This window comes from Actinosynnema sp. NPDC004786 (assembly GCF_053601135.1).
Genome location: NZ_JBSGBG010000009.1, coordinates 54,424 through 80,134 on the forward strand (window position 1 = coordinate 54,424; position 25,711 = coordinate 80,134).

Annotated in this window: 19 protein-coding genes; 11 read left to right on the plus strand and 8 right to left on the minus strand. The window is 73.5% G+C overall.

Features of this window, described 5'->3' with window-relative positions; all coding sequences use genetic code 11:
* Positions 1-251 precede the first annotated feature (251 nt).
* Positions 252-2,588, plus strand: a complete 2,337-nt coding sequence (locus ACWEFJ_RS10105) for a tetratricopeptide repeat protein (protein WP_449713531.1) — start codon at positions 252-254, stop codon at positions 2,586-2,588.
* 168 nt (positions 2,589-2,756) lie between these two features.
* Here the strand turns inward: ACWEFJ_RS10105 and ACWEFJ_RS10110 are convergent, their stop codons facing one another.
* Entirely contained in the window at positions 2,757-3,779 is a 1,023-nt protein-coding gene (locus tag ACWEFJ_RS10110; RefSeq protein WP_449713532.1) for an ArsR/SmtB family transcription factor, read from the minus strand.
* A 197-nt stretch (positions 3,780-3,976) separates the two neighbouring features.
* On the opposite strand from ACWEFJ_RS10110, the gene ACWEFJ_RS10115 reads away from it, so the two are divergent.
* On the plus strand, positions 3,977-4,360 hold the full coding sequence (locus ACWEFJ_RS10115) for a hypothetical protein (RefSeq protein WP_449713533.1): 384 nt from the start codon (positions 3,977-3,979) through the stop codon (positions 4,358-4,360).
* Between the two features lie 135 nt (positions 4,361-4,495).
* On the opposite strand, the gene ACWEFJ_RS10120 is transcribed toward ACWEFJ_RS10115, so the two are convergent.
* On the minus strand, positions 4,496-6,178 hold the full coding sequence (locus ACWEFJ_RS10120; RefSeq protein WP_449713534.1) for a protein kinase domain-containing protein: 1,683 nt from the start codon (positions 6,176-6,178) through the stop codon (positions 4,496-4,498).
* A 316-nt stretch (positions 6,179-6,494) separates the two neighbouring features.
* Here ACWEFJ_RS10120 and ACWEFJ_RS10125 point away from each other — a divergent pair, with 316 nt between their 5' ends.
* The gene (locus ACWEFJ_RS10125; RefSeq protein ID WP_449713535.1) at positions 6,495-11,879 is read left to right on the plus strand and encodes a ThuA domain-containing protein; all 5,385 of its coding nucleotides are present in this window, start codon (positions 6,495-6,497) and stop codon (positions 11,877-11,879) included.
* Between the two features lie 66 nt (positions 11,880-11,945).
* Here ACWEFJ_RS10125 and ACWEFJ_RS10130 read toward each other — a convergent pair whose 3' ends face one another.
* The gene (locus tag ACWEFJ_RS10130) at positions 11,946-13,217 is read right to left on the minus strand and encodes a hypothetical protein (RefSeq protein WP_449713536.1); all 1,272 of its coding nucleotides are present in this window, start codon (positions 13,215-13,217) and stop codon (positions 11,946-11,948) included.
* Positions 13,218-13,477: 260 nt separating this feature from the next.
* Here ACWEFJ_RS10130 and ACWEFJ_RS10135 point away from each other — a divergent pair, with 260 nt between their 5' ends.
* Positions 13,478-13,915, plus strand: coding sequence for a hypothetical protein (locus tag ACWEFJ_RS10135; RefSeq protein WP_449713537.1), 438 nt, complete (start codon positions 13,478-13,480; stop codon positions 13,913-13,915).
* On the plus strand, positions 13,906-15,111 hold the full coding sequence (locus ACWEFJ_RS10140; protein WP_449713538.1) for a sensor histidine kinase: 1,206 nt from the start codon (positions 13,906-13,908) through the stop codon (positions 15,109-15,111). Before ACWEFJ_RS10135 ends, ACWEFJ_RS10140 begins: the two co-directional genes overlap by 10 nt.
* 268 nt (positions 15,112-15,379) lie before the next feature.
* Here the strand turns inward: ACWEFJ_RS10140 and ACWEFJ_RS10145 are convergent, their stop codons facing one another.
* Positions 15,380-15,874: a DinB family protein gene (locus ACWEFJ_RS10145; RefSeq protein WP_378093259.1), complete on the minus strand. Its 495-nt coding sequence runs from the start codon at positions 15,872-15,874 to the stop codon at positions 15,380-15,382.
* A 97-nt stretch (positions 15,875-15,971) separates the two neighbouring features.
* On the opposite strand from ACWEFJ_RS10145, the gene ACWEFJ_RS10150 reads away from it, so the two are divergent.
* The 4 genes from ACWEFJ_RS10150 to ACWEFJ_RS10165 all read left to right on the plus strand — a co-directional run bounded on the left by ACWEFJ_RS10150 (position 15,972) and on the right by ACWEFJ_RS10165 (position 19,402).
* The gene (locus ACWEFJ_RS10150) at positions 15,972-16,883 is read left to right on the plus strand and encodes an ABC transporter ATP-binding protein (protein ID WP_449713539.1); all 912 of its coding nucleotides are present in this window, start codon (positions 15,972-15,974) and stop codon (positions 16,881-16,883) included.
* A complete protein-coding gene (locus ACWEFJ_RS10155) occupies positions 16,880-17,614 on the plus strand; it encodes an ABC transporter permease (protein ID WP_449713540.1) in 735 nt (244 codons plus the stop codon). Before ACWEFJ_RS10150 ends, ACWEFJ_RS10155 begins: the two co-directional genes overlap by 4 nt.
* 118 nt (positions 17,615-17,732) lie before the next feature.
* A complete protein-coding gene (locus tag ACWEFJ_RS10160) occupies positions 17,733-18,800 on the plus strand; it encodes a sensor histidine kinase (protein WP_378093265.1) in 1,068 nt (355 codons plus the stop codon).
* Positions 18,797-19,402, plus strand: coding sequence for a response regulator transcription factor (locus ACWEFJ_RS10165; RefSeq protein ID WP_378093267.1), 606 nt, complete (start codon positions 18,797-18,799; stop codon positions 19,400-19,402). The genes ACWEFJ_RS10160 and ACWEFJ_RS10165 overlap by 4 nt, the downstream gene beginning before the upstream one ends.
* Positions 19,403-19,409: 7 nt before the next feature.
* Here the strand turns inward: ACWEFJ_RS10165 and ACWEFJ_RS10170 are convergent, their stop codons facing one another.
* Positions 19,410-20,672, minus strand: a complete 1,263-nt coding sequence (locus ACWEFJ_RS10170) for a lysyl oxidase family protein (RefSeq protein ID WP_449713541.1) — start codon at positions 20,670-20,672, stop codon at positions 19,410-19,412.
* 497 nt (positions 20,673-21,169) lie between these two features.
* On the opposite strand from ACWEFJ_RS10170, the gene ACWEFJ_RS10175 reads away from it, so the two are divergent.
* Positions 21,170-21,988, plus strand: a complete 819-nt coding sequence (locus ACWEFJ_RS10175) for an NPCBM/NEW2 domain-containing protein (RefSeq protein ID WP_449713542.1) — start codon at positions 21,170-21,172, stop codon at positions 21,986-21,988.
* Positions 21,989-22,082: 94 nt separating this feature from the next.
* Here ACWEFJ_RS10175 and ACWEFJ_RS10180 read toward each other — a convergent pair whose 3' ends face one another.
* Positions 22,083-22,493: a hypothetical protein gene (locus tag ACWEFJ_RS10180; protein ID WP_449713543.1), complete on the minus strand. Its 411-nt coding sequence runs from the start codon at positions 22,491-22,493 to the stop codon at positions 22,083-22,085.
* 64 nt (positions 22,494-22,557) lie between these two features.
* On the minus strand, positions 22,558-23,562 hold the full coding sequence (locus tag ACWEFJ_RS10185) for a GlxA family transcriptional regulator (protein ID WP_449713544.1): 1,005 nt from the start codon (positions 23,560-23,562) through the stop codon (positions 22,558-22,560).
* An 84-nt stretch (positions 23,563-23,646) separates the two neighbouring features.
* Here ACWEFJ_RS10185 and ACWEFJ_RS10190 point away from each other — a divergent pair, with 84 nt between their 5' ends.
* Positions 23,647-24,522, plus strand: coding sequence for an imine reductase family protein (locus tag ACWEFJ_RS10190; RefSeq protein WP_449713545.1), 876 nt, complete (start codon positions 23,647-23,649; stop codon positions 24,520-24,522).
* A 254-nt stretch (positions 24,523-24,776) separates the two neighbouring features.
* Here ACWEFJ_RS10190 and ACWEFJ_RS10195 read toward each other — a convergent pair whose 3' ends face one another.
* Positions 24,777-25,250 (minus strand): MmpS family transport accessory protein, encoded by a 474-nt coding sequence (locus tag ACWEFJ_RS10195; protein ID WP_378097213.1) that lies wholly within the window; start codon positions 25,248-25,250, stop codon positions 24,777-24,779.
* Positions 25,251-25,711 lie beyond the last annotated feature (461 nt).

Genomic DNA, 25,711 nt, shown 5'->3' on the forward strand with positions numbered 1-25,711 from the left:
TCAGGCGGTGCCCCGCCGCGCCGGACGACACCGGACCCGGATGCGACCCCGACCCGGTCCGCCCGCCCCACGTCCACCGCCGAGCGGGGGTCGATCACCGCGGAGGAGGTCGGTCGGAGCCGATAGAGCGCTGCGATACCGGCCGATGGAACTTTGATACCGGCACGGTCGAAGCGGCCACCTCGCACCCGTAGTGGTGACATCCTTGGCGTACACGGGCCCCGCACACCGATCAGGCCGACGGAGTGAGCATGACGGACGCGGTGGACAGCGACGGTGGCAAGGCCCTCGGCACGCCGGCCGACGTGGTCCAGCACGCGGAGGTCCGGGCGGCCGGTCACGTGGTGCAGGCCGGCCGCGATGCGGTGATCACGTTCCGGCAGGCGGCCCGGCGGGTGGCGTGGCCGGTGCGGGTCGGGCTGCCGCCCGGACTCGCGGACCACTACCGGAAGCGACCGGACTACGACCTGGTGGCGGAAGTGCTCGCCGCCGGACGGGGCGAGGACGCGATCGGGCGCACGCTCGGCGTGGTGGTGTCGGGGCTGGGCGGGGTCGGGAAGTCGCAACTCGCGGCCCGGTACGCGTGGTCGAGGTGGTCGGACGCGTCGCTGGACGTGGCGCTGTGGATCTCGGCGGTGTCGCGTGACGCCGTGGTCATCGCCTACGCCGAGGCGGCCGCCCGGGTGTTGGTCGACCGTGACCCGCAGATCGCCGAACGGCCGCCGGAGCAGGCCGCGAAGTCGTTCCGCGAGTGGTTGGCCGCGACCTCCCGGCGGTGGCTCGTGGTCCTCGACGACGTCCAGGACCCGGTCGACCTCCGTGACCTGTCCCCGCCGCCGAGCGCGGCCGGGCAGGTGATCCTCACCAGTCGCCGACGTGACGCCGCGCTGCGCCGCGGGGAGTACCGGGTGGTCGAGTTGGACGTGTTCGACGCGGACGAGGCCGTGGCCTACCTGACCGGGGCGCTCGGCCGCGACGCCGATCCCGCGCAACTGCGGGGCCTGGCGGTCGAGCTGGGGCGATTACCCCTGGCGTTGGGGCAAGCGGCGGCGTTCATCCTCGACCAACCGCTGCTCTCGGTCGCCGACTACCGGGCGATGCTGGCCGACCGGCGTCGCACGCTGGCCGAGCTGGCCCCGCCCGAGGACGCGTTGCCCGAGCACCAGGCCACGGTCGCGGCGACCTGGTCGTTGTCCATCGAACGCGCCGACTCGGTGCGCCCCGGCGTGGCACGCCTGCTGCTGGAGGTCACCAGCCTGCTCGACGCCAACGGCACCCCGCTCGGCGTGTTCACCGACAAGTCCATTGTGGACCACCTGGCGGACCGGATCGGCGGCGAGGTCCGCGTCGGGGACGTCCACGACGGGCTGACCCGCCTGCACCGGTACCACCTGATCACCCTGGACCCCGGCCGTCCCGGCCGCGCGGTGGCCGTGCACGCCCTGGTGCAACGCGCGGTCCGTGACACCATCGCCCCGGACCGGCTCCCCGCGCCGGCACGTGCCGCGGCCGACGCCCTCCACGCGGTCTGGCCCGAGATCGACACCACCGATGCCGAACTCACCCAGGCCCTGCGTTCCTGCGTCGACAGCCTGCGCGCCCACGCGATCCTCTACACCGACGACCTGCACCCCGTGCTGGAACGGGCGGGCGAGTCGTTGGGGCAGACCGGCCAGGTCCACGCCGCGATCGCCTACTGGCACGCCCTGCACGACGAGGTGAACGCCCACCTCGGCGCGGACCACCCCGCCACCCTGACCACTCGCCACCACCTCGTGGCCTGGCAGGCCGAGGCGGGCGACCTGGCGCGCGCCGTGCCGGCGCTGGAGTCGTTGCTGGCCGACGAACGCCGGCTGCTGGGCGCCGACCACCCCAGGACCCTCGCCACGCGCAGCCGCCTGGCCTGGTGGCGGGCCGAGGCGGGTGACGTGGACCGGGCGGCGGCCGAGTTGGAGTCGTTGCTCGCCGACCGCGTGCGGGTGCTGGGGCCCGATCACCCGGACACGCTGACGACGCGCGCGAACCTGGCCCGTCGGCGGGGCGAGGCCGGCGACCCGGCGAGGGCGGCGGTCGAGTACCAGGCGCTGCTCGCCGACCGGCTGCGCGTCCTGGGCCCGGACCACCCGGACCCGATGAAGACCCGTCAGAGCCTCGCGTTCTGGCGCGGCAGGACGGGCGACCTGGCAGGCGCGGTGGCCGAGCTGGTAACGCTGCTGGCCGACCGGCTGCGGGTGCTGGGACCGGACCACCCCAGCACCCTGATCACCCGCAGCACCCTCGCCCAGTTCCGGGGCGAGGCCGGTGATCCGGCGGGAGCGGCGGCCGACCTGACCGCCCTGCTGGCCGACCGCCTCCGCGTCCTGGGCGCCGATCACCCGAAGACGCTCGCCACCCGCGGTCGGCGGGCGCACTGGCTGGGGGAGGCCGGCGACCCGGGCGCCGCGGCGGCGGAGCTGGAGGCGCTGCTGGCCGACCAGCGGCGGATCCTGGGCCCCGACTACCCCCACATCGCGGCAACGGCCGCGGACCTCGCGCGATGGCGAGGTGTCGCCCCCGACGTCGGCGAGGATCGGGCAACGCCGTCGTGAGTCCCCGGTGGGCTAGGGGTGCTCGGGCGCACCACCAGGTCCAGAACGCGCGCAGGGCCGCGGCTCCGGGCCGGACGCCGATCCTGACGAGACCTCGGCCGACAGGCCCGGCCTCCGGGTCCGCTACCGACGATCCGGTCGCCGAGGGGCGGTGTGCGTGGTCGGGCATCATCGCGTCGCGTTCGGAGGCCGTGTGCGATCGAGCAGTCGGGCTCCGAGTGGGGTGAGGGTGTGGAGCACGGCGGATCCGTGTCGGTGGGTGTCGATCAGTCCGGCGTTGCGCAGGACAGTGGCGTGTCGGCTCGCCGCGGCGGGCGAGATGCGCAGGATCCGGGCCAGGCGGGTGGTGCTGGGCTCGGAGGTGATGGCGGAGAGCACGTTCGCGCGGGTGGCGCCGAGGAGTTCCCGCAACGGTTGCGAGGCGTGCGGTGCGCTCATCCAGCGGTGCTCGGCGGCGATGGGGTAGATGATCACCGGCGGCAGTTCGGGGTCGGCGATGGCGACCGGCGAGCCGTGGCAGAAGTAGGAGGGCACCAGTCGAACACCTCTGCCGTTCAGGTGCATCTCGTGTTCGACGTCGTATCGCACGTGCAGGACCGGCGGTTGCCAGTCCATGAGCGGGCGCATGCCGTGCAGCAGGCCCTCGACGCCACCGTCGAGCAGGTGTCGGGCGCGCAGGGCGCGGTCGGCGTCGATGCCGGCTTTGATCAGGTCGTGATGGGGTGCGACCGCGACGTCGTGGTAGCGGCGCAGTGTGGTGGTGACGTGGGTCAGGGCGCGTGTGGTGTCGGTGGCGAAGAGGTTCAGCCACGCCGGTAGCTTCGATCGCCCGTGCGAAGCGAGCAGGTTCAGCTCTCTCATGACGCGCCGGTGGGGCGTCCGCATGATCGCCTCCAGCCCGGCATCGAGTCCGGCCTCGGCCTCGGCGGGAGTGACGAAATCCGGGAAGTAGGGGCCCTGGGGTGCGAGATCGCCCAGGAGTTGGATTCCGGGCCGGATGGCGGAATTCCACTCCGGGTGATCCCGCAACCGTTGCGCCCACGGTCGCATGAACGCAGGTCTGGGCCGTTCGTGGAGCTTGAAGCTGCCGAGCAGCATCTCCCACAGCGGGTCGGGCGCGAACGCGACGTGCGTCCGCGCGAGATCCTCGGCCGTGAAGTGAACTCGAAGCATGCGCATCCTCCGGCTCACGGAAATCACTCTTCCCCATCAGGTGCACGTCACCGGTAGTCGGATACGTCCGTCCGGGGGAACCCCGAAAGGCCGGCGCTCCGAGCACGTGACCAGCGCTATTGCGGTTGGGTGCAAACGTGTCGCGGTGCGCCTTTCCGGCTCGGGACGATGTCTCCGGCTCCGGCACTGCCCGGACATCGTCACGAGGGGGATGAATGAGAGGTTTCACGAGCTTGGTCGCCGCGCTCGTCGCGTTGGCGGTGACCTGTTCGGCACCGCACGGCGCCGCGTCGGCCGCGCCGGGAGAGGTGGCGACCGCGGGGGCGTTGGGATGCGCCTACCCCTACGCCTGCCTCTACAACGCGAACGAGCAGAAGGTCGAGCAGTTCCAGGTCATCACGTCGGGTTGGCAGGGGTTCAACCGGACGGACGTCTACTACGGGGTGAACACCCGCAACGACGACGTCGTCTACATCCGCTACACCAACGGCAAGGTCGGGTGCCTCCGGCCGGGCAACGCCGGGCTCGTCTGGGACCTGCGTGCTCTCGGTGTGCCGAACGGAATCCGTATCGACTCCTCGCCGGTCTGCTTCCCGTAGCGGAAGTGGACGACGGCCGGCCGTGACCCTCGACCGGGTGCGCACGACCGCATGGCGCACTCGAAGGCAACCGGTCGGCCGTCAACACACGTGATCGGAGGACCTGTGCCGCGGACATGTCCGCGGCACATCGCGTCACTTGTTGCGCGGATAGGTTTTCTGCACTTCGCCTTTCAGGTTGGCTTCCAGGTAGGCGCCGCCGTAATCGTCGGCCAGGTAGGCCCTCATCGTCGCGGTTCCGTCGATGATGTCGGTGCTCACGATCAGGTAACGCATGGTCGGTTGGGGGACGCCCAGTTCGCGGTTCGCCTGCTCGAACAGCGCGGGCACGGCGTCCCAGTTCGCGTCGTTCAGGTCGAGCACGGCCCGGTCGGCGTCGACGCCGTCGGCGCCCTTCCTGGTGGCCTTGCCGGACCGGTACTCGAAGTCGTCGAAGCCGTGCGCGACGGCGGAGGTCGGGGCGACGGCGGTGGCGAATTCCGACCACAGCGTCAGGTCGGACACCTTGGTGCCGCCCATCACCTCGCTCAGGGCGGCGACGGCCTTGCGGGCGCCGGCCGGCGTGAGGAGGTCTTCCCCGGGGGCCACCTCGGTGGTGGTGGTCGGGTCGGGGAGGGCGATGTTCGGCATGGTGGTCGGCACCGTGGACGTGCCCTTGCCGTTGTTCGCCGGGTCGTCGCCGTCGGTCAGGTGGACGACCAGCAGCGTGGCGGCGACGACCAGTGCGACGCCGAGCACCGAGACCACCACGGCTCCCGCCCGCTTGCGCGGCCCGGGGAGCGGGGTCGGGTAGGGCGAGGCGTAACCCGGCGGGCTGCCCATCGGCGTGCCGCCGGCGGGGGTTGGCGTCGGGGTCGGGCCGGACTGCCGGTGGGGGTGCTCCGGGACCGGGAACCCGCCGGGGGTGGCCGGGCCCGGCGAGCCGCCGGCCGGGCCGGGGAAGCCGGTCGGGGTGGCGGGTCCGGGGAACGGGGCGGCGGCGCGTTCGGCGGCGGCCAGCAGTTGGTCCAGGACCTCGCCGGTCGGGCGTTCGGCCGGGTCGTTGCGGAGGGCGGCGTTCAGCGCCGGGGCGAGGGCTCCCGCGCGGCGCGGTGGCGGGACCGGCTCGGTCATCACGGCGGCGAGGGTGGCCATCGTGGTGGCCCGGCGCATCGGGTGGTGGCCCTCGACGGCCACGTACAGCAGCATGGCCAGGGACCAGAGGTCGGACGCGGTGTGCGTCTCGTCGCCGCGCAGCCGTTCCGGGGCGATGTACTCCGGCGACCCGATCACGTCGCCGGTCGCGGTGAGCTGGGTCGAGCCCTGGAGGGCGGCGATGCCGAAGTCCGTGAGCACGGCGCTGCCGTCGGTCCGCAGCAGCACGTTGCCCGGTTTGACGTCGCGGTGCATCACGCCCGCCGAGTGGGCCGAGCGCAGCGCCGCGAGCACGTCCCGGCCGACCCTGGCCGCCTCGGCGGGGCTCAGCACGCCCTTGGCCAGCCGCGCGTCCAGGGACGTGCCGCGGACCAGCTCCATGACGATCCACGGGTACGGCGAGTCCGGCGAGTCGATGATCTGGTAGATCGACACGACGTTCGGGTGCTGCAGCCGGGCCAGCGCGCGGGACTCGCGCAGGACGCGTTCCCGCAGCTGGGCGGCCATCGCGGGGTTGCCGTCGAGCTGGTCGGCGTCGGCGGGGCGGACCTCCTTGATCGCCACCTCGCGCTGCAGCCCCAGGTCGAGGGCGCGCCAGACCGTACCCATCCCACCGCTGCCCAGCCGCTCCAGCAGCTCGAACCGACCGTCGACGATCCGGCCGGGGTGCTCTCGCTCAGACACCGCGCAACGCTAGCAACCCGCAGCACCCGATCGGGTGACCGGCCGCACCTCGGGGCGGGCGACGCCGCGCGCGAATCCTCCTGTGCCGGGCGCGTGCGGTAAATCCGCCGAATGAGTTGTTCGCGCCGATAGGCCGATCGTGAATTGGCGAGTTGTCGCCAATCGGTTGCCTTGACCCCCCGGAAAACGCGTCATTAGCTTGATCCCCGACGAATGGATCCCGTCGTCGTCGGCGCAGCGCGCGCTCAATCGGGTGGAGGTCTCCATGGTGGGTTCGTCCAGGCGCGGTCCGAGACGGTGGTCCACCGCCGCGGTCGTGGTGGCCTTGCTCGGGTCGCTCGTGGCGTTGGCCGCGCCGGCCCAGGCGCACCCCGGTCACGGCGAGGAGACGTTCAAGGCCCTCGTCTTCGGCAAGACCGCCGGCTTCCACCACCCGTCGATCGAGACGGGCGTCGCCGCGATCCGCCGACTCGCGGACGAGCACGGCTTCACCGTGGACGCCACCGACGACGCCGCCGCGTTCACCGACGCCAACCTCGCCCAGTACGAGGTCGTGGTGTTCCTCTCCACCACCGGCGACGTCCTCGACGCCGCCCAGCAGGCCGCCTTCGAGCGCTACATCCGCGCCGGCGGGGGGTACGCGGGCGTGCACGCCGCCAGCGACACCGAGTACGACTGGCCCTGGTACGGCGACCTGGTGGGCGCCTACTTCTCCGGCCACCCCCAGCCGCAGGACGCGACGGTGAAGGTGACCGACCCGGCGCACCCGTCCACCGCCGGCCTGCCGCAGACGTGGCGGCGGTTCGACGAGTGGTACAACTACCGCACCGACCCGTCCGCCGACGTGCACGTGCTGGCCGAGCTGGACGAGACCAGCTACACCGGCGGCACGATGGGGTCGAGCCACCCGATCGCCTGGTGCCAGGACTACGACGGCGGCCGGTCCTGGTACACCGGCCTGGGCCACACCGACGAGTCCTACGCCGAGCCGGCGTTCCTGGACCACCTGCTCAAGGGCATCCAGACGGCGGCCGGCGTGCTGGACGCCGACTGCTCGGCCACCCGCACCGACGCCTACGAGAAGGTCACGCTCGACGACACCACCGCCAACCCGATGGAGCTGGCGATCGCCGAGGACGGCCGCGTGTTCTACATCGACCGCAACGGCGCGGTGCGCGTCGTCCGGCGCGACGGCTCGGTCGTCACCGCCGGCACGCTGAACGTCTACACCGGACAGGAGTTCGGCCTCCTCGGCATCGCGCTCGACCCGGCCTTCGCCGCCAACAACCACCTCTACCTCTACTACTCGCCCGCCGGCGCCGAGGCCGTCGACCGGGTCTCCCGCTTCACGCTCCAGGGCGACACGATCGTGGCCGGCAGCGAGAAGGTCCTGCTGACCGTCGCGACCCAGCGCGAGCAGTGCTGCCACGCCGGCGGCGCGCTGGAGTTCGACAACGACGGCAACCTCTACATCACCACCGGCGACAACACCAACCCGTTCAACTCCGACGGCTACTCGCCGCTGGACGAGCGGGCCGGCCGGTCGGCGTGGGACGCGCAGCGCTCCGCCGCCAACAGCGCCAACCTCAACGGCAAGATCCTGCGCATCACCCCGCAGGCGGACGGCACCTACACCGTCCCGGCGGGCAACATGTTCCCGCCCGGCACGCCCAAGACCCGGCCCGAGATCTACGCCATGGGCTTCCGCAACCCGTTCCGCATCGGGCTGGACCCGCTGACCAACAAGCTCCAGGTCGCCGACTACGGCCCCGACGCGGGCCAGAGCGACCCGCGGCGCGGGCCGGACGGCCGCGTGGAGTGGAACGTCGTGGACCGGCCCGGGTTCTACGGCTGGCCCTACTGCGTCGGCGACAACACCCCGTACGTCGACTACGACTTCGCCACCGGCGCGTCCGGCGCGCAGTTCGACTGCGCCCACCCGGTGAACGACTCCCCGAACAACACCGGCATCACCGAGCTGCCCGCCGCGATCGGCACGAAGATCTGGCAGGGCAAGACCAGCACGGGCAACCCCGAGATCGGCGGCAGCGGCGCGCCGATGGCGGGCGGCACCTACCGGTTCGACCCGGACCTGGCGTCCGAGCACAAGTGGCCCGCCTACTGGGACGGCAAGGCGATCTGGGGCGACTGGAACGACAACCGGCTGTTCTCGTTGCAGCTCGACGAGTCCGGCTCGACCGTCGTGGACATCAGCCGGATGCTGCCGGGCATGGCGTTCAACCGGCCGCACGCCATGCAGTTCGGCCCCGACGGCTCGCTGTACCTGATCGAGTGGGGTTCCGGCTTCGGCGGCAACAACGCCGACAGCGGCGTCTACCGCATCGACTACGTGCGCGGCGACCGGGCCCCGGTCGCCGCGGCGAAGGCGGACAAGACCTCCGGGCACGCGCCGCTCACCGTGCGGTTCGACTCGGCCGGGTCACGCGACCCCGACGGCGACCCGCTGACGTTCGCCTGGGACTTCGACGGCGACGGCGCCACGGACAGCACCGAGCCCGCGCCGAGCCACACCTACACCGCGAACGGCGACTACACCGCCCGGCTCACCGTCACCGACCAGGGCGGCAGGTCCGCGGTCGCCAACGTGACCATCGTCGTGGGCAACACCCCGCCCGTGGTCACGCTGACCGCGCCGGTCGACGGCGGCTTCTTCGACTTCGGCGACCAGGTCGCCTACCGCGTCACGGTCACCGACGCCGAGGACGGCACGATCGACTGCCAGGACGTCGTCGTGCAGCCCGCCCTGGGCCACGACGAGCACTCCCACGGCTACGAGCAGTACCGCGGCTGCGAGGGCCTGGCGCTGATGTCGGGCGACGAGGGCCACGTCGGGGCGAACATCTTCGGCGTCCTCACCGCCAAGTACACCGACAAGGGCGGCGACGGCGCGTCCCGGCTGACCGGCGAGGCGATCGTCGTGCTCCAGCCCAAGCACAAGGAGGCCGAGTTCCACACCGCGACCGGTCGCACCGCGGACGGCATCGGCGACGACGCGGACGGCGTGCAGCAGGAGGACACCACCGACGTCGGCGGCGGCCGGAACATCGGCTTCATCACCGACGGCGACTGGTTCTCGCTGCGCCCCGCCACGCTCCAGGGCATCGACCAGGTCCGGTTCCGGGTGGCGGCGGCGTCCGAGGGCGGGCGGCTGGAGGTGCGCGTCGGCGCGCCGGACGGCCCCCTCGCGGGCACGGCGACGTTCGCCGGCACCGGCGGCTGGCAGACCTGGACGACCGTCACCGCCGACCTCGCCGACGACGTGCCGGCCGGGTCCGAGCTGTACTTCGTCACCCGCAGGCCGCAGGGCAGCGCGACGACCGGCTACCTGGTCAACGTGAACTGGCTGGAGTTCGTCGGCCGGGGCGTGACGCACAACCAGCGGCCCGCGGTCGAGGTCTCGGCCACCACGACGTCGGGCACCGCGCCCCTGGAGGTGGACTTCACCGCGTCGGCCACCGACCCCGACGGCGACACCCCGATCACCTACACCTGGGTGTTCGGCGACGGCGGCACGGCCACCGGCGCGTCGGTCGGCCACACCTACACCGCCGCGGGCGCCTTCACCGCCAAGGTCACCGCGACCGACGCGCGCGGCGCGAGCGCGACGAAGACCGTCCCGATCACCGTCCGCGCGCCCGACGTGACGTGCTTCTCCGGCCGGTCGGACGACTTCCCGGGCACCGCGCTCGACCGGAACCGGTGGACCACCGTGGTGCGGGAGAACCAGCAGCTCGCGGTGCGCGACGGCCACCTGGTGCTCCCGACCGCGCCGTCCGACATCTACGGCACCACCAACACCACGCCGAACATCGTCCTCCAGGACCTGCCGTCCGGGCCGTTCCAGGCCACGGCCAAGCTGCGCGTCCCCGTGCGGCGCGCCTACCAGCAGGCCGGCCTGGTGATCTACGGCGACGACGACAACTACGCCAAGATGGTGCTCGAAGGCCGTTCGGACACCGACGACGCGGCGAGCCGGATCTTCCAGTTCATCCGCGAGGAGGCCGGGCAGCCCAACGAGGTGGGCGAGTCCAACACCGCGCCGCTGGGCGCGGACTACCCCGACACCGTGTGGGTGCGGTTCACCAGCGACGGGCAGAACCTGACCGCCTCCTACAGCGCGGACGGGCAGGCGTTCACCACGATGCCGCAGACCAAGGCGCTGGCGGGCATGGCGAACCCGAAGGTCGGCCTGATCTCGCTCGTGGGCGGTGGCGGCGACCGCCCGGTGGTGGACGCCGAGTTCGACTGGTTCACCCTCACGCCGGACGACACCGCGCCGGTCGAGCCGGACGACGACTTCTCCGGCACGGCGCTGGACGGCTGCCGCTGGAACGCCGTCGTGCGGCCCGACCCGAGCGGCTACGGCGTGGGCGACGGCAGCCTGCGCATCGACACCAGCGACGGCGACATCTACGGCACCGCGGACGACAACCCGGCCAACTTCATCCTCCAGCACGCGCCCGAGGGCGACTGGGTGATCGAGACGGAGGTGGACGCGTCGGCGTTGGACGAGCGCTTCCAGCAGGCCGGGCTGATCGCCTACGCGGACGACGCCAACTACATCAAGCTCGACCACATCGTCACCAACGAGCCGGGCGCGCCCGTGCAGCGCGGGGTGGAGCTGCGGTCGGAGAGCGGCGACGTGGTGGGGCAGCCGCAGCCGGGCGTCGGCGGGCTCTCCGGGGGCGTGTGGCACCTGCGGCTGGCCAAGTCCGGCACCACCTACACCGGCTCCTACAGCGCCGACGGCCGGGTCTGGACGTCGCTCGAACCGGTGGTCAACGCGAACCTGACCGGGGCGCGGATCGGCCTGTTCGCCCTCGGCGGCGGGCAGACCGCGACCAAGCCCGCCCGGTTCAGCCACTTCCGGGTGTCCACCGACCGGACTGCTCCGGTGCTGTCGGTCGTCACGGACCCGGCGTCGCCGGGCGCGGGCGGGTGGTGGACGGGTCCGGTCACGGTGACCGCCTCGGCGACCGACGACGGCTCCGGGCCGGTGCGCGTCGAGTACCGGGTGGGCGCGGGCGAGTGGGCCGAGTACACGGCTCCGCTGTCGTTCGCGGACGACGGTGAGCGGGTGGTCGCGTTCCGCGCGACCGATGCCGCCGGCAACGCCTCCGCGGAGAAGACGGCGACCGTGCGGGTCGACCGCACCGCGCCGCGGCTCACCGTGAAGGCGGACAACGCCCCCGGTCCGACGGGGTGGTGGACGACGCGGGCGCTGGTGTCGGCGACGGCCGCCGACGACACGTCCGGCGGCGTGGTGCTGGAGCAGCGGCTCGACGGCGGCCCGTGGACGCCCTACACCGGCGTCGTGTCCGTGGGCGAGGGCGTCCACCGGGTGGCCGTGCGGGCGACCGACGCGGCGGGCAACACCTCCGCCGAGCAGTCGGTGGCGGTGCAGGTGGACACCGCGCCGCCGGTCACGAAGGCCAAGCGCGGCTCGTCCGCGTCCCGCGTCCGGCTCACCGCCACGGACGCCACGTCGGGCGTGGCCCGCACCGAGTACCGCGTGTCCGGCGGCGCCTGGCAGACCTACCGGGGCGGCGACGTCCACGTCCGCCCCAACGGCAAGGAGTACCTGGAGTACCGCTCGATCGACGTGGCGGGCAACGTCGAGGCGGTCGGCCGGTACACGCCCCGGCCGGGCCGCGACGACGACTCCTGGCAGCCCTTCTAGGTCGGTGGACGCGACAGGAGCCGTGCGGGGGAGTTCCCCCGCACGGCTCCTGTCGTGGTGACGTGCTCAGCCGACGGTGATCGTGCCGTCCGCGCCCCTCGTGCAGGCGACCGCCCGGGCCGTCGTCGTGGCGGCGCCGGCGAGGCAGCGGCCGAGGACGGTGTGGCCCGCGGCGTTCGGGTGCCAGGACTCCTGGCACGTCTGGAAGTAGCTCACGCAGGTGTTGGCGATGCGCTGGACGTCGATCTTGTCCTTGCCGGACAGGCTGGTGACGAACGTGCCGGTCGGCCCGTCCTGGAGCCGGATCGGGGTGGCCAGGGCGTTGGCCGGGCTGCCGTCCTGCTCGCACAGCCGGGCGCCGTCGAACGCGCGTTGCACGTTGAGCAGGACCAGGTCGGCGTGGGGGAACTCGGCGGACAGCGCGGCGTGCGCGCCCTGCACCACGGTGCCCAGCCGGGAGGAGAAGACGTGGCCCGGGGCGAGGCTCGCGCGGTGCACGGGGCAGCCCGCGGCGTAGCGCTCGGCGCCGAGGTCGCGGAACTTGTCGCGGGTGTCGGTGCGCCCGTCCTCCTCGTGGTAGCGGGGGGCGAGGTCGAGCGGCAGGGGGTTGGTGTAGTCCTGGAAGACGATCCGGTGCCGGCCGTCGGCGTCGACCTGGGCCAGGGTGGTGAGCAGGGAGCGCAGGGCCGCGGTGGTCTCGGCGGTCGCGGCCGCGATCTCGGCCTCCGTGGCGAGGTCGGACACCGCGCACGGCTCCTGCGGCACCGGGCCGCCGAGGTAGGCCCAGAACTCCCACCAGCCGGTCCAGGCGTCGGCGATGAAGCGGTTCGCGCACAGCGTGGCCACGTCGCCGAAGGTGAACGAGCTGTTGTTCGAGCCCAGGCCGACCAGGACGAGGTCGATGTCGTGGGTGGCGGCCACCGCGCGGAGCTGGTCCAGCTGGGAGGCGACGGCACGGCCCTTGGCCCGGCTGCCCGAGGGGCTCACCACGTCGTGCGGCTGCCCGCCCGAGCAGGCGAGGTTGAACCGGGCCTGGATGCCGGGCAGGGCCGCCTGGTGCAGGGACGCGTTGGCGGAGCGGTGGCAGAAGAAGGCGTTGGTGTTCGGCGCGGACCAGCCCGGGAAGCCCTGGGCCACGCCGTTGACGTCGGTCACCGGCTGGTAGGAGCCCGCGCCCTCGCCGCTGACGAAGCTGTCGCCGATCGCGACGGCGGCGGTGGGCAGCGCGGCGGCCGCGGGCAGCGCGGCGGCGGGCGCGGGTTGCGCGGCGGCGGTGCCGGACCAGGCGAGGGTGACGGCGAGCGCCGTCGCCAGCGCCGGGCGTCGTAGCAGGGACATGACGACCTCCTCGTTGACGGCCGATCTGACGTGAAATTGGTTCACGTCGGTCTGTCGGCGGTCAAGGCCGAAGGAACGCGCCGGGACGCCGTTGACGAGCGGTCCCGCGTCGGCACGGAGTGCGTCACACGATCGGGGCGTCACACGTTCGTGGTAACACCATTCGGGGATGCCCAAGGTCCGCCCGGCGTCGGAGGATGGAACGCCTTCACCCTGCTTTCCTGGTTCACGACTCGAACGGACCTGCCCAGGGGGTAATGATGACGGCGGAACGCGTGGTCGTTTCCATCGAGGACGAGGGCGCGGCGCGCACCGGGGAGGGGCACGTCGCCGCGGGTTGGCTGGTCGAACCGGACCGGGTCGTGGTGCCCGACCCGCCGCCCGGCCTGCTGGACGGCAGCCTGGAGGTCGCGGTCGTGCTCGCCGGGGGCGGGAGCCCGGTCGAGCGCATCGCGCCCGCCGGGGTGAACGCCGTGCGGGTCGCGGGCGCGGAGTTCGCCGTGCTCGACCTCGCCTCGGCCTCGCGGCACGCGCCGAACGCGGTGATGCCCGAGCCGGTCGTGCTGGAGGCGGCGATCGCCGCCCACGGCGGTGACGTGCGCGCGGCGTTCGAGGCCGCGGGTACCGGCGGACCGGTGCGGCCGGGCGACCGGGCGTGCGCGAAGCACAACATCGTGAACTGCGCTCGATGCCCGTGACCCGGAGCGCGGTGAAGTCGGTCGCCGCGGACGTCGTGCTCGCGTTGGTGGCGGGGGCGATGGACGTGGTGCTCTACTCGCACGTCCCGCTGCGGCCGGAGGAACCGCGGTTCTGGTTCACCCTGGGCTACCTGGGGTTGATGTTCGTCGTGCTCCTGGCGCGCCGGTGGCGCCCGATGGCGGTGTTCGTCGTGGTGCTGGCGCTGGCCGCGCTCGCCGCGCCCGTCAGCGGCTTCGACTTCCGCCCCGAGATCGTCGTCTACCTCGCGCTGTTCACGGTCGCCGAGCGGTGCCGGGTGCGGGTGGCGGGCGTGGCGCTGGCCGCCGCCCTGCTCTACGCGCTGCACACCTCCACCCCGGACTTCGACCTGTCCCGGCCGGAGGAGTTCGTGGTCGACGTCGCGGCCGCCGCGTACCTGACGCTGCTGCCCCTGTCGGTGTGGGCGACCGGGCGGTGGGTCCGGACCAGCCGCGAGCACGCCCGGCTGCTGGCGGCCGGCCGGCGGATGGAGGCGCGGCAGGCGGTCGCCGAGGAGCGCGGCCGGATCGCGCGCGAGCTGCACGACGTGGTGTCGCACGCGGTCACCGTGATCGTGCTCCAGGCGGCGGGCGGGCGGCGCGTCCTCGACCACGACACCGCCCGCGCCGCGCGGGCGTTCGACACGATCCAGCGCCTGGGCGAGAACGCGATGGGGGAGCTGCGCCGGATGCTGGAGGTGCTGCGCGCCGACGGGGACGCGGCCGAGCCGCAGCCCGGGGCCGACGACGTCCCGGCCCTGCTGGAGTCGTTCCGGGCCGCCGGACCGCGCGTCGGGCTGCGCGTGGTGGGCGACCGGCGGCCGGTCGCGGCCGCCGTGGACCTCGCCGTGTACCGGGTGGTGCAGGAGGCCCTGACCAACGTCACCAAGCACGCGGGCGCCGGCGCGACCGCGGAGGTGCTGCTGACCTGGACCGCCGACCACGTCCGGATCGAGGTGTCCGACGACGGCGGCCGCGGCCCCGCCCACCACCGTGCGCTGTCCACCGGGCACGGGCTGTCCGGCCTGCGGGAACGGCTCGCCGCGCTGGGCGGCAGCCTGACCACCGACCGGACGCCCGGCGGCGGGTTCCGGCTCGTCGCCGTCCTGCCGCTCGCGGACTCCGTCGAGCCGGTGGAGCTGTCGGGGTCGGCACGGAGACCCGCCGGTCACGCCTGAACCACCGGTCACGCCGGCACCGCCGACCGCGCCCGCACCGCCGGCCGTGCCCGCACCGCCCGAACCGCCCGCCGCGCGAACCGCGGATCGCACTGAACCGCCCGCCGCCCCCGAACCGCCTGCGGATCGCACTGAACCGCAGGCCGCGCGTGAACCGCAGGCCGCGCGTGAACCGACCGCCGCGCCTGAACTCCGCGCCGCCCTTGAACCCCGGGCTGCCCGTGAACCGCGCGCCGCGCCCGAACCCGGGCCGGGCCGGAACCGCGGGTCAGCGCGGCTGGTGGGCGGACGCGGCCCGGAGGAGGCGCAGCTGCCCGATCTCGGTCACGTTCTTCATCAGTTCGGCGTTCACCCACGCCACCATGTGCCCGACCGTGCGGTCCGGCCACGGGAAGGTGGACGGCGCGGACAGGTCCAGGGCCGGCAGCAGCCCGACCCACTCGTCCCGCAGCCCGCGCAGCCAGTCCACCACCCGGTCCGGACCGGGCCAGGTGACCTCCGCGCGGTCGCGCGGCGGGCGTGCCAGCGCGTGGTCGATCGCGACCGACCACCACCAGCCCAGGTGCCAGGACACCCAGGCGACGGTGGGCACGGGCACCGGGTCCGGTTCGGTCTCGGCCCAGTCCGGCACCCCGTCCCGGATCGTCCACACGAGACCAGCCGGTTCCCACAGGTGGTCCTCGGGCGTCAGCCGTTCCAGGTGGAAGTCGAACAGCGACCAGGTCAGGTCGAACTGCCAGCGGAGCAAATCGTGAGCGGGCATGCGGTGATTGTGCACGGCGGGATCCATGACGGATGTCATGGCGTGGTCGTGACGGGTGGAACCCGGACCGGCCCGCGTCGGAGCGCACGCTCGTCCCATGACACACGCAACAGCCGTTCGCGCCGGAGCCGCACTGGCGATGCGCGACCTGCACAAGGCGTTCGGCGAGGTCCGGGCGGTGGACGGGATCGACCTCACGGTGTCGCCCGGCGAGGTCGTCGCGCTGCTCGGGCCCAACGGCGCGGGCAAGTCCACGACGGTCGACCTGCTGCTCGGTCTGTCCACGCCGGACCGCGGCGAGATCGGCGTGTTCGGCCGCACGCCGCGCCGGGCCGTGGCGGACGGCGTGGTCGGCGCGATGCTCCAGAGCGGCGCGCTGCCGGACGACGCCACGGTCGCCGAGACCGTGAGCCTGATCGCCGCGCTGCACCGCGACCCGCTGCCCGTGGCCGAGGTGCTCGACCGGGCCGGTGTCGCCGACCTGGCCGACCGCCGCTGCACCAGGCTGTCGGGCGGGGAGAAGCAGCGGGTCCGGTTCGCGCTCGCGCTGGTGAGCGACCCGGACCTGCTGGTGCTCGACGAGCCGACCGTGGCGATGGACGTGGAGACCCGCCGCCGGTTCTGGCGGTCGATGCGCGACTACACCTCCTCCGGGCGGACCGTGCTGTTCGCCACGCACTACCTGGAGGAGGCGCAGGACTTCGCCGACCGGGTGGTGCTGATGCGGTCCGGCCGGGTCGTCGCCGACGGTTCCGTCGCGCGGGTGCGCGCCGCCGTGTCCGGCCGCACGATCCGCGCCGTGACGCCGGGCGCGCGGCAGGCGGAGCTGGCCCGGCTCCCGGGCGTGCGCTCCGCCGAGCTGCGTGCCGACCGCGCCGTGCTGACCTGCGCGGACTCCGACGCGGCGCTGCGCGCGCTGCTGGCCGCCCACCCGGCGGCCCACGACATCGAGATCACGGCCCTCGGCCTGGAGGACGCGTTCCTCGCCCTGACGGGAGACCACCGGTGAACACCCGATTCCTGCTGCTGGAGCTGGTCCGCGCGGTCCGCAACGCCCGGTACCTCATCTTCACCGTGGCGCTGCCCGCGGTCATGCTGCTGCTGTTCGTCAACCTCTACGGCGGCAAGGGGGAGACGTTCCCCAACGGGCTGCCGGTGGTGACGTCGCTGATGATGAACATGGCCCTGTTCGGCGTGATGTCGGGGCCGCTGGCCACCGGCGCGCGGATCGCGGTGGAGCGCGGGTCCGGCTGGCAGCGGCAGTTGCGGCTGACGCCGCTGTCCGCAGCCGGGTACGTGCTGACCAAGGGGGTGCTCGGGATGCTGGTCGCGCTGCCCGCCGTGCTGCTGGTCAGCCTGGTCGGCGCGGTGGTCGAGGGCGTCCGGCTGGAGCCGGGGCAGTGGGCCGCGGTGCTGCTCGCGCTGTGGTTGGCGGCCGTCCCGTTCGTGCTGATCGGGATCGTGATCGGGCTGGTGGCCGAGCCGGACGGGATGCAGGCCGTCACCACGGCGGCGACGATGCTGTTCGGCCTGCTCGGCGGGATCTGGATCCCGGCCGACGTGGCGCCGGGGTGGCTGCGCGCGGTGATGGAGGCGCTGCCGACCTACTGGGTGAAGCAACTCGCCCAGGCCCCGCTCGTGCCGGGCGCCGAGGTGGGGCACGCGCTGCTGGTGGTCGGCGCGTGGGTGCTGGTGCCGGCGTTCGTGGCCGCCCGGCGCTTCCGGGCCGGGCGGGTGTAGTGCCGCGTCCCACGATCTCGACCGGACCGCGGGCCCGGAGGGGCGGGTCGGTGGTGGAGCCGCCCCACCACGCCGGTCGTCGGGCCGCCGATCCGGGATCCGGCGTTAGTTTGGCGACATGCGCGACGCGGTGAAGTGGCTGCTGTTCGGCTCGGTGTTCGTGCTGATCTTCGTGCCGCGGGCGGTGTACGAGACCGCGGTGGGCGACGGCTCCACGCCGCGGAAGGTGCTGGGGATCTCCCTGTTGACCGCCTACTCCGTCGGGTGGCTGCTCCTGCCGCTGCTGTGGCGGCTGGAGCACCGGGACGACCGCCGGACCGCCGCCTGCCTGGCGCTGACGGCGCTCGGCCTGGTCACGGTCGCGGTGCTGGGGCTCGACGCGGCCACCCTGATGATCTACGTGATGGCGACGACGGCGATGGCCCTGCCCACCCGGCGGGCCGTCGTCGTCAACGGCGCGGTGCTGGTGGGCCTGGCCGTCGCGATGGCGGTGACCGGGGACCTGCCCGACGACGTCGACCAGCTCGGGACGGTGTTCTCGGTGACGCTCGGCATGGGCGCGATGGGCCGGGCGCTGCGGGCCAACCGGGAGCTGCGGCGGGCGCAGGAGGAGATCGCCGCGCTGGCCGTGGTCGAGGAGCGCAACCGGCTGGCGCGCGACCTGCACGACGTCCTCGGGCACAGCCTCACCACCATCACGCTCAAGGCGGGGCTCGCCCGGCGGCTGCTGGAGCGCGACGACCCGGGCCGTGCGCGCGAGGAGGTCCGCGACATCGAGACCCTGACCCGGCAGGCGCTCGGCGACGTGCGGGCGACCGTGTCCGGGTACCGGGAGGTGTCCTTGTCGGCGGAGCTGGTGGGCGCGCGTGCCGCGTTGCGCGCGGCGGGCATCGAGGCGGACCTGCCGCACGCGGTGGACAACGTGCACCCGGACCTGCAACGGGTGTTCGGGCACGTGCTGCGGGAAGGGGTGACGAACGTGCTGCGGCACTCGGCGGCCACCCGGTGCGAGGTGCGGTTGGGCGACACCTGGCTGGAGGTGCGCGACAACGGCCGCGGCCGCGGCACGGGCGTGCCCGGCACGGGGTTGGCGGGCCTGGCCGACCGGCTCGCGGAGGTCGGTGGCACGGTGGAGGCCGGACCGGCTGCGGGTGGCGGGTACCGGCTGCGGGCGGAGGTCGCGTGATCAGGGTGCTGTTGGCCGACGACCAGGCGTTGGTGCGCGGCGCGTTCGCCGCCATGCTGGGGCTGGAGCCGGACATCGAGGTGGTGGCGCAGGTCAGCGCGGGCGACGAGGTGGTGCCCGCGGCACGCCGGACCGCGCCGGACGTGGCGCTGCTGGACGTGCAGATGCCCGGCCTGGACGGGCTGTCGGCGGCCGCGGAGCTGCACGCCGCCCTGCCGTCGTGCCGGGTGATCGTGTGCACCACGTTCGGCAGGCCCGGCTACCTGGCGCGGGCGATGGCGGCCGGCGCGGTCGGGTTCGTGGTCAAGGACGCGCCGCCGGAGCACCTGGTCGACGCGGTGCGGCGGGCCCACGCCGGGCTGCGGGTGGTCGACCCGGTGCTGGCGGCGGAGTCGTTGGCCCACGGGCGCAGCCCGTTGACCGAGCGCGAGCGCGACGTGCTGGCGTGCGCGCGGGACGGCGGCACGGTGGCCGACCTGGCCAAGGCGCTGCACCTGTCGGAGGGGACGGTCCGCAACCACCTGTCCGCCGCCATCGGCAAGACCGGCGCGCGCACGCGGGCCGAGGCGGTCCGGGTGGCCGAGGAGAACGGCTGGCTGTGACGACCGGTCAGGCGCAGGGCTCGGCCGGGCTGCCCAGCGCCGCCGCGGGCGTGCCGGTGGCGAGGCCGGTCAGCGTGATCGGCACGCGCACGCAGTTGTCGCCCTCGTCCAGCTCCCGCAGCCGATTGCCGGGATCGATCCGGGTGACGAGCGCGTACGTGCCGTCCGCCAGCCCGCCGACCTCGATCATCTGGTCGGGTAGCGCCCACCAGTACTCGTCCGCCCAGCCCCGGGAGATGCCGTTGCGGAACGCGTCGACGCCCGGCGGCGAGTCGGGTTCCGGGTCCAGGCAGCGGGGCGCGGGGTAGGTCTGCGGCGCGTTGCCCTTCCGGTCCCACCAGGCCAGTTCGGTGTCGGCCATGCAGAAGCCGTTCTTCTTGCCGACGGCGGCGGGGCCGGTCCCGGTCGGCCGCCCGGCGGCGTCCACGGCCCACAGCTCGGACACGGAGAAGTCCTCGAAGTGGTAGTGGGCGTGGATCGGGTGGTAGCGCATCGAGCCGACGGACGGGACGTCGGTGAACGTCCCGTCCGAGCGGTGGACGCGCTGGGCCCCGGGCACCTCGTCCGGCCGCTCGCCGGCGGGCGTGCGGTAGCGGACGTCCACCGGGCCGTCGCCGGTGTTGGCCATCGCCTGGCCGAACCGCAGGCACAGCCGCGCGTCCCGCTCCTCGACCTCGCTGCGGAAGCACGACGAGCCGGGCTCGGCCGAGTCGCCGAAGAACGGCGGCGGCGTGTCGAACGTCGCGAACCGCTGCGGCAGCGCCTCCAGGTCGGGCAGCAGGTCGCGCGGCACGGGTTCGACCCGCGAGTCCTCGTTCTCCACCAGGCCCTCGTACCGGACGGTGGCGGACGCCAACCCGGGCACGAACGGGTTCTGGAAGACGTAGACGGTGTAGTGCGCGGTGGTCTTCGGCAGCCACACCGAGCGGGACGTGCCGATCTGCGCGTCGGCGAGCGCGACCCGGCGGCCGGCCCGGTAGACGGCGAAGCCCAGGCTGTCGTCGGGGGTCGCGCCGACCGTGCGGATCGCCAGCTCGACCCCGCCGGGCCGGTCCCGCAGCCGCGCGGGCAGCCGCACCGCCACCTCGGCCCGGTCGCACCCCGCGGCCCGGCACTCGGGCACGTCCCGCACCCGCGGGTCGTCCCGGTCCACCCGGCCGTGCCAGGTCGCCGACCGGTCCGAGTCGACCACCACGCCGGGCCCGCGCGCGACCGCGGGAGCCGCGGCGGTCAGGAGCAGGACCACCACCGGCACGACCACACCCCTCATACCGGCCAGCGTCCGCCGGGTCGGCGCGGCTGTCAGCCCCGGTTCCCCGATCGGGTGTGCCCCGACCGGGGCGGACCGGTTCCCCCACCCCGGTGCCGGGGCGGCAGGCGGCCCGGTCGACGCCCGCCGTCACCGCGCGTCGAGGTACGGGCGGAGCAGGCGGTCGAGCAGGTCCGGCACCGCCTCCACCCCGTCGGCCTCGATGTTCTGGGCCGCGCGGAGGACGGCCGCGTTGATCGGCTCGGCCATGCGCCCGGGATCGGGCTCGCCGAGCAGGCGCAGGGACCGTGCCCGAAAGGGCCGTGCCGGTTCCGGGAATGTGTGGCCGCGTCGACCGGAATTCGCCGAAGGGTTCCGGGAATGTCTGCATTCGGGAGCGGAAATCCGCCGGGGCCCATGGTCCGATCGGCGCACGCGTCCGGTCGGCCGAACGGATGCGGAAAACGGTCGACGTGACCGGCGGTAGTGTGCGCACACCGTCGACATGAGGGGGGAGCATGGCCGAGGAATCCTCTGGTTCCCGGGGCGGTTTGGGCGACAAGGTGCTCAAGTGGATAGCCATCGTCGCCGACGTCGCGGCGGTGGCGGCCGTCCTCACCGGGTCGACAGCGGCCGTCATCGGTATTTCCGGGGCGGTCGCCGTGCTCGCCGGGTTGCTGTACCTGGGCACGCTGGCGGGCTCGCTGCCCCGGTTCCGGGTGGCGGTGGCGATCGTGGGCATCATCGCGGGGACCGCCGCGCTGGCCGTGGTGGTGGACCGCGGTCTTGCGAGGGACGGCCGGGGCGTCGCCACCGGAACCCCGGCGCCGACCGCGCCGACCTCGGCGGACGGCGATCGGTCGGGGACGTCGGCGTCCGCCGGGGCGACGTCGACCGGAGGGGGAGGCCCGACGTCCACCACCGGGGTCCCGGTCGGCACGGCGTCGAAGCCCTTGAGCGAGGTCGCGCTGGTCGGCCGCGAGTCCTCGTACTACGACCTGGGCTCGTTGAAGGTCAACGGCGCGGAGCACGACAAGGTGATGATCGGCGAGTCGTACCTCTGCGACCCGTATGTCGAAACGTACCAGGTGGACCGCAAGTACCGGACGTTCAGCGCGAAGGTCGGTCTCGGCGACAAGAGCCCTTCGGAGGCCACGGTGACATTCGCGGTGATGGTCGACGACGAGACCAGGGCGTCGGCGACGCTGGGTGTCGGCCGGGTGGAGGAAATACGGGCCGACATCACCGGTGCTTTCCGGATCCGGATATCCATCGAGTCGAGCGCCTGCTACACCACGGTCTACTCGGGCTGGATCGACCCGGTGCTGACGCCGTAGTCGTTCCGGCGGCGTCGAAGACGTGAATTCGCCGTGGACGGTCCCCTCGGGACGTTCCGGGACGGGTTGCCGCCGCCGGCGGCGGGAGCGGCGGTCAGTCCGGGTCGCGTGCCCAGGCCGTGAGGTTGGCGACGATCGCGCCGAGGGCGAGGACGCCCAGCAGGCCACCCGCCACCCAGTGCGCCTGGTCGTTGTCGGCCAGGGCGGCAGCGACCACGCGGCCGCCCTCCAGGTCGTAGCGGACCGTCACGCGGTCGCCGGGGTTCCGGGCCGGCCCGTTCTCCGACAGGGTCGTGACCTGCTCCGTGCCGTCCGGGAGCCGGTACGCGACCTCGACCGAGTAGCTCTTCCCGGACCGCAGGCGCTCCCGCACCACGCCCTCGGCATCGGCCCACGACCGCTGCTCGACCGCCGACCGGATCACGAGCACCAGCCCCGCGAGCGCACCCACCAGCACGAGCCCGGCCACGACCCGACCCGTCCGCGACCTCATCGACTTCGCCACGACGCCTCCTCCACCCACGACATCGCCGCACCGCCTGCGAATGCGACAGTCCCGCCGCGGGACCTCAGGGGGCGGGCGTCGGCTGCGGCCGGCGGGGGAAGGCGCGCCGGTAGTCGCTGGGGGAGACGCCGACCTGCTTGAGGAAGTGGTGGCGCAGGTTGTTCGCCGTGCCGAGACCGCTCAGCTCCGCGATCCGGTCCACGGCGAGGTCGGTCGACTCCAGCAGGGTCTGCGCCCTGGCCACGCGCTGGTTCAGCAGCCACCGCAACGGCGTGGTCCCGGTGGCCGCCTGGAGCCGCCGGTAGAACGTGCGCGGGCTCACGGCGGCACGTCGGGCCAGGTCGTCGATCGTCAGCGGCTGGTCCAGGTGGGCGCGGGCCCAGTCCAGCACCGGCGCCAGGCCGTCGTCGTCCGTGGCGGGCACCGACAGGTCGATCACCTGCGACTGCGCGCCCGGGCGGTGGGTCGGCACCACCAACCGGCGGGCGAGCTGGTTGGCGACGTGCGCGCCGAGGTCGTGGCGGACCAGGTGCAGGCAGAGGTCGAGCGCGGCCGTCATCCCGGCGCTGGTGAGCACGTCGCCGTTGTCCACGTAGAGCACCGAGTCGTCCACGTCGACCTCGGGGTAGCGCTCGGCGAGCCGGCCGGCGTGCATCCAGTGCGCGGTGGCCCGCCGCCCGTCGAGCAGCCCCGCCTCGGCGAGCGCGAACGCGCCGGCGCAGAGCGACACCATCCTGGCCCCGGCGTCGTGCGCCCGGCGCAGGGCGGCGACCAGGTCGGGCGGCACGGGCGCGTCGTCGTAGACGACCTCGTCCGGCACCGAGGCCACGATGACGGTGTCCGCGTCCGCGAGGTCGTCCAGCCCGCGCCCGCCGCGCAGCGCGAACCCGGGGAGGGACGCCTCGGCCTGCTCCCCGGCCCCGCACAGCCACAGGTCGTACCAGGGGTCGGCGAGGTCCGGCTGTGGCAGGCCGAACACGGTGGCGGGGATGCTCAGCTCGTACAGGTCGAGGACGCCGATCGCGTCGGGCACGACCAGTGCGACAGAACCGGCGCTCATGGTCCACATCGTATGGCAGGAATTTGGTGGCACGGGTCATCACCGTCACTGGTCGCGCCGGCCGACGACGGCGAACCTGGTCCCATGAACACCATGAGGACAGACCGCGAGCCGGTCACCGTCATCGGTCTGGGCAACCTCGGGCGCGTGGTGGCCGAGGCGTTCCTGCGCGACGGGCACCCGACGACGGTCTGGAACCGGTCCGCGGCCAGGGCGGAGGCGCTCGCGGCGCGCGGTGCGGCGGTGGCCGGCACGGCGGCCGAGGCGATCGCCGCCGGCGAACTCGTGCTCGTCACCGTGCTCGATCCCCCTGCCGCGCGGGAAGTGCTGAGCGGTGCGGCCGACGCGGTTCGCGGCCGTGCGCTGGTGAACCTGACGTCCGGCACGCCGGACGACGCGCGGGAGGTGGCCGCCTGGGCGCGGGAGCAGGGCGCGGCGTACCTCCACGGGGCCGTCTACGCGGTGCCGGAGACGATCGGCACGGAACAGTCGTCCCTCAACTACAGCGGTTCGGAGGAAGTCCACCAGCGGTGGCGGCACCGGCTGGACCTCCTCGGCAGGGGCACGTTCCTCGGCCCGGAGCCGGGTCTGGCGTCGGGCTACGACGTCGCCGTCCTCGCCGGGATGTACGGCGCGATCGGCGGTTTCCTGCACGCCGCCGCGATGGCCCGCGCCGCCGGGATCGGCGCGACCGAACTCACCCCGAAGCTGGTGTCCTGGCTGACGGACCTGTTCCCGGCGCTGTCCACGTTCGCCCGGGAGATCGACGACAGGGACTACTCCGGCGAGGAGTCCAGCCTGGCGATGAACCAGTCGGGACTGGCCACGATCATCCGGGCGAGCCGGGCGCAGGGCGTGCCCGTCACCACCCTGCTCCCGCTCAAGGAGCTGGTCGACCGGCAGGTCGCCGCCGGCCACGGCGCGGCCAGCCTCGCCCGCGCCGTCGAGTCGCTGGAGGACGGTGGGTGACCACCGTGGACGGTGTCGTGCGGGTGACCGCCGTTGGCGGGGCTGTGGGGGTGACCGCGGTGGCCGGGCCGTGCGGGTGACCATCGCGGCGGGGCCGCGCCGGTGATCACCGCGGCGGGGCTGTGCGGGTGACCACCGTGGACGGTGCCGTGCGGGTGGCCACTGCGGCGGGGGCGTGCGGGTGACCGTCCACATCGGAGTCACCGGGCGCGGCGGCCCGGCGGGTGCGGATCGCGCCGGTCCGCGCCCGCCGGTCACCCGCCGGCGACCGTCGCCGGGGTGATCATGTTCGAGCACGACACGGTGGCGAACTCGCCCTTGGCCGTGTTGTTGGCGACGACGTGGCCGTCCACGGTGATGGTGCACGAGATCGACTCGCCCTGGCCGTTGGCCGCCATGACCTGCGCCACGCCCAGGCCCGGGCCGGCCGGGATGGTCAGCTCCCGCCGCCACGGCAGGTCGACGGCCTCGACCTTCTCGCTGCTGTTCACCCCCTCCGCGGTGAACCTGATCTCCGGCGACTTGCCGCCCGGCCCGGTGACCTCGTAGACGACCACGTGGGTGAGCGGTGCGGAGGGCGGGGCCTCCTCGTCGGTGACGACGCGGACGACCATGCCCCCGGTGACCACCACCGCGGCCAGCGCGACGAGCGGGCCCTTCCGGCGGCGCGGCCCGTTGCCCGGGGAAATCGGTCGACCGCGTTCGCGCGTGCTCGTGGAGGAAGTCATATCCCCTCGCTGTTCTCGTTCGGTCGGCCCGCGCATTGTCGCGGCGACCGTCCCGGTATGGGTGCGCGAAGCCATGCTGGCAGAGGGATATGTGTTTTTACAACACCCCTCCGCGCAGACGTGACGAATCGTCGCCTACGCTCGGGTGGTCGGACTGTCGGGTATTAACTTGGCACAGTAAATAGTTGTCACCCGTCGGGCCTCGGCTCCGCTTCTTCAGGTGCCTTGACCTGGTGTTTTGCTGATTCGGGCGGAAGTGGTCCGGTGTCGTGAATCGCTTCGGCCACGGTGTTTAGTTAGGTGTTGGTCACATCGCCGAACGCCGTTTGGTGCGAGCCAGTTGACGGACCGTTAACGTTTGCGCAATCCCGCCGACATTGCCCGTGGATGTATTGAGGTGCCTTCACGGTGACGACTTCAGCTACTGCCGACGGTGTGCAGGCGGTCGTGCGTGGAGGTTT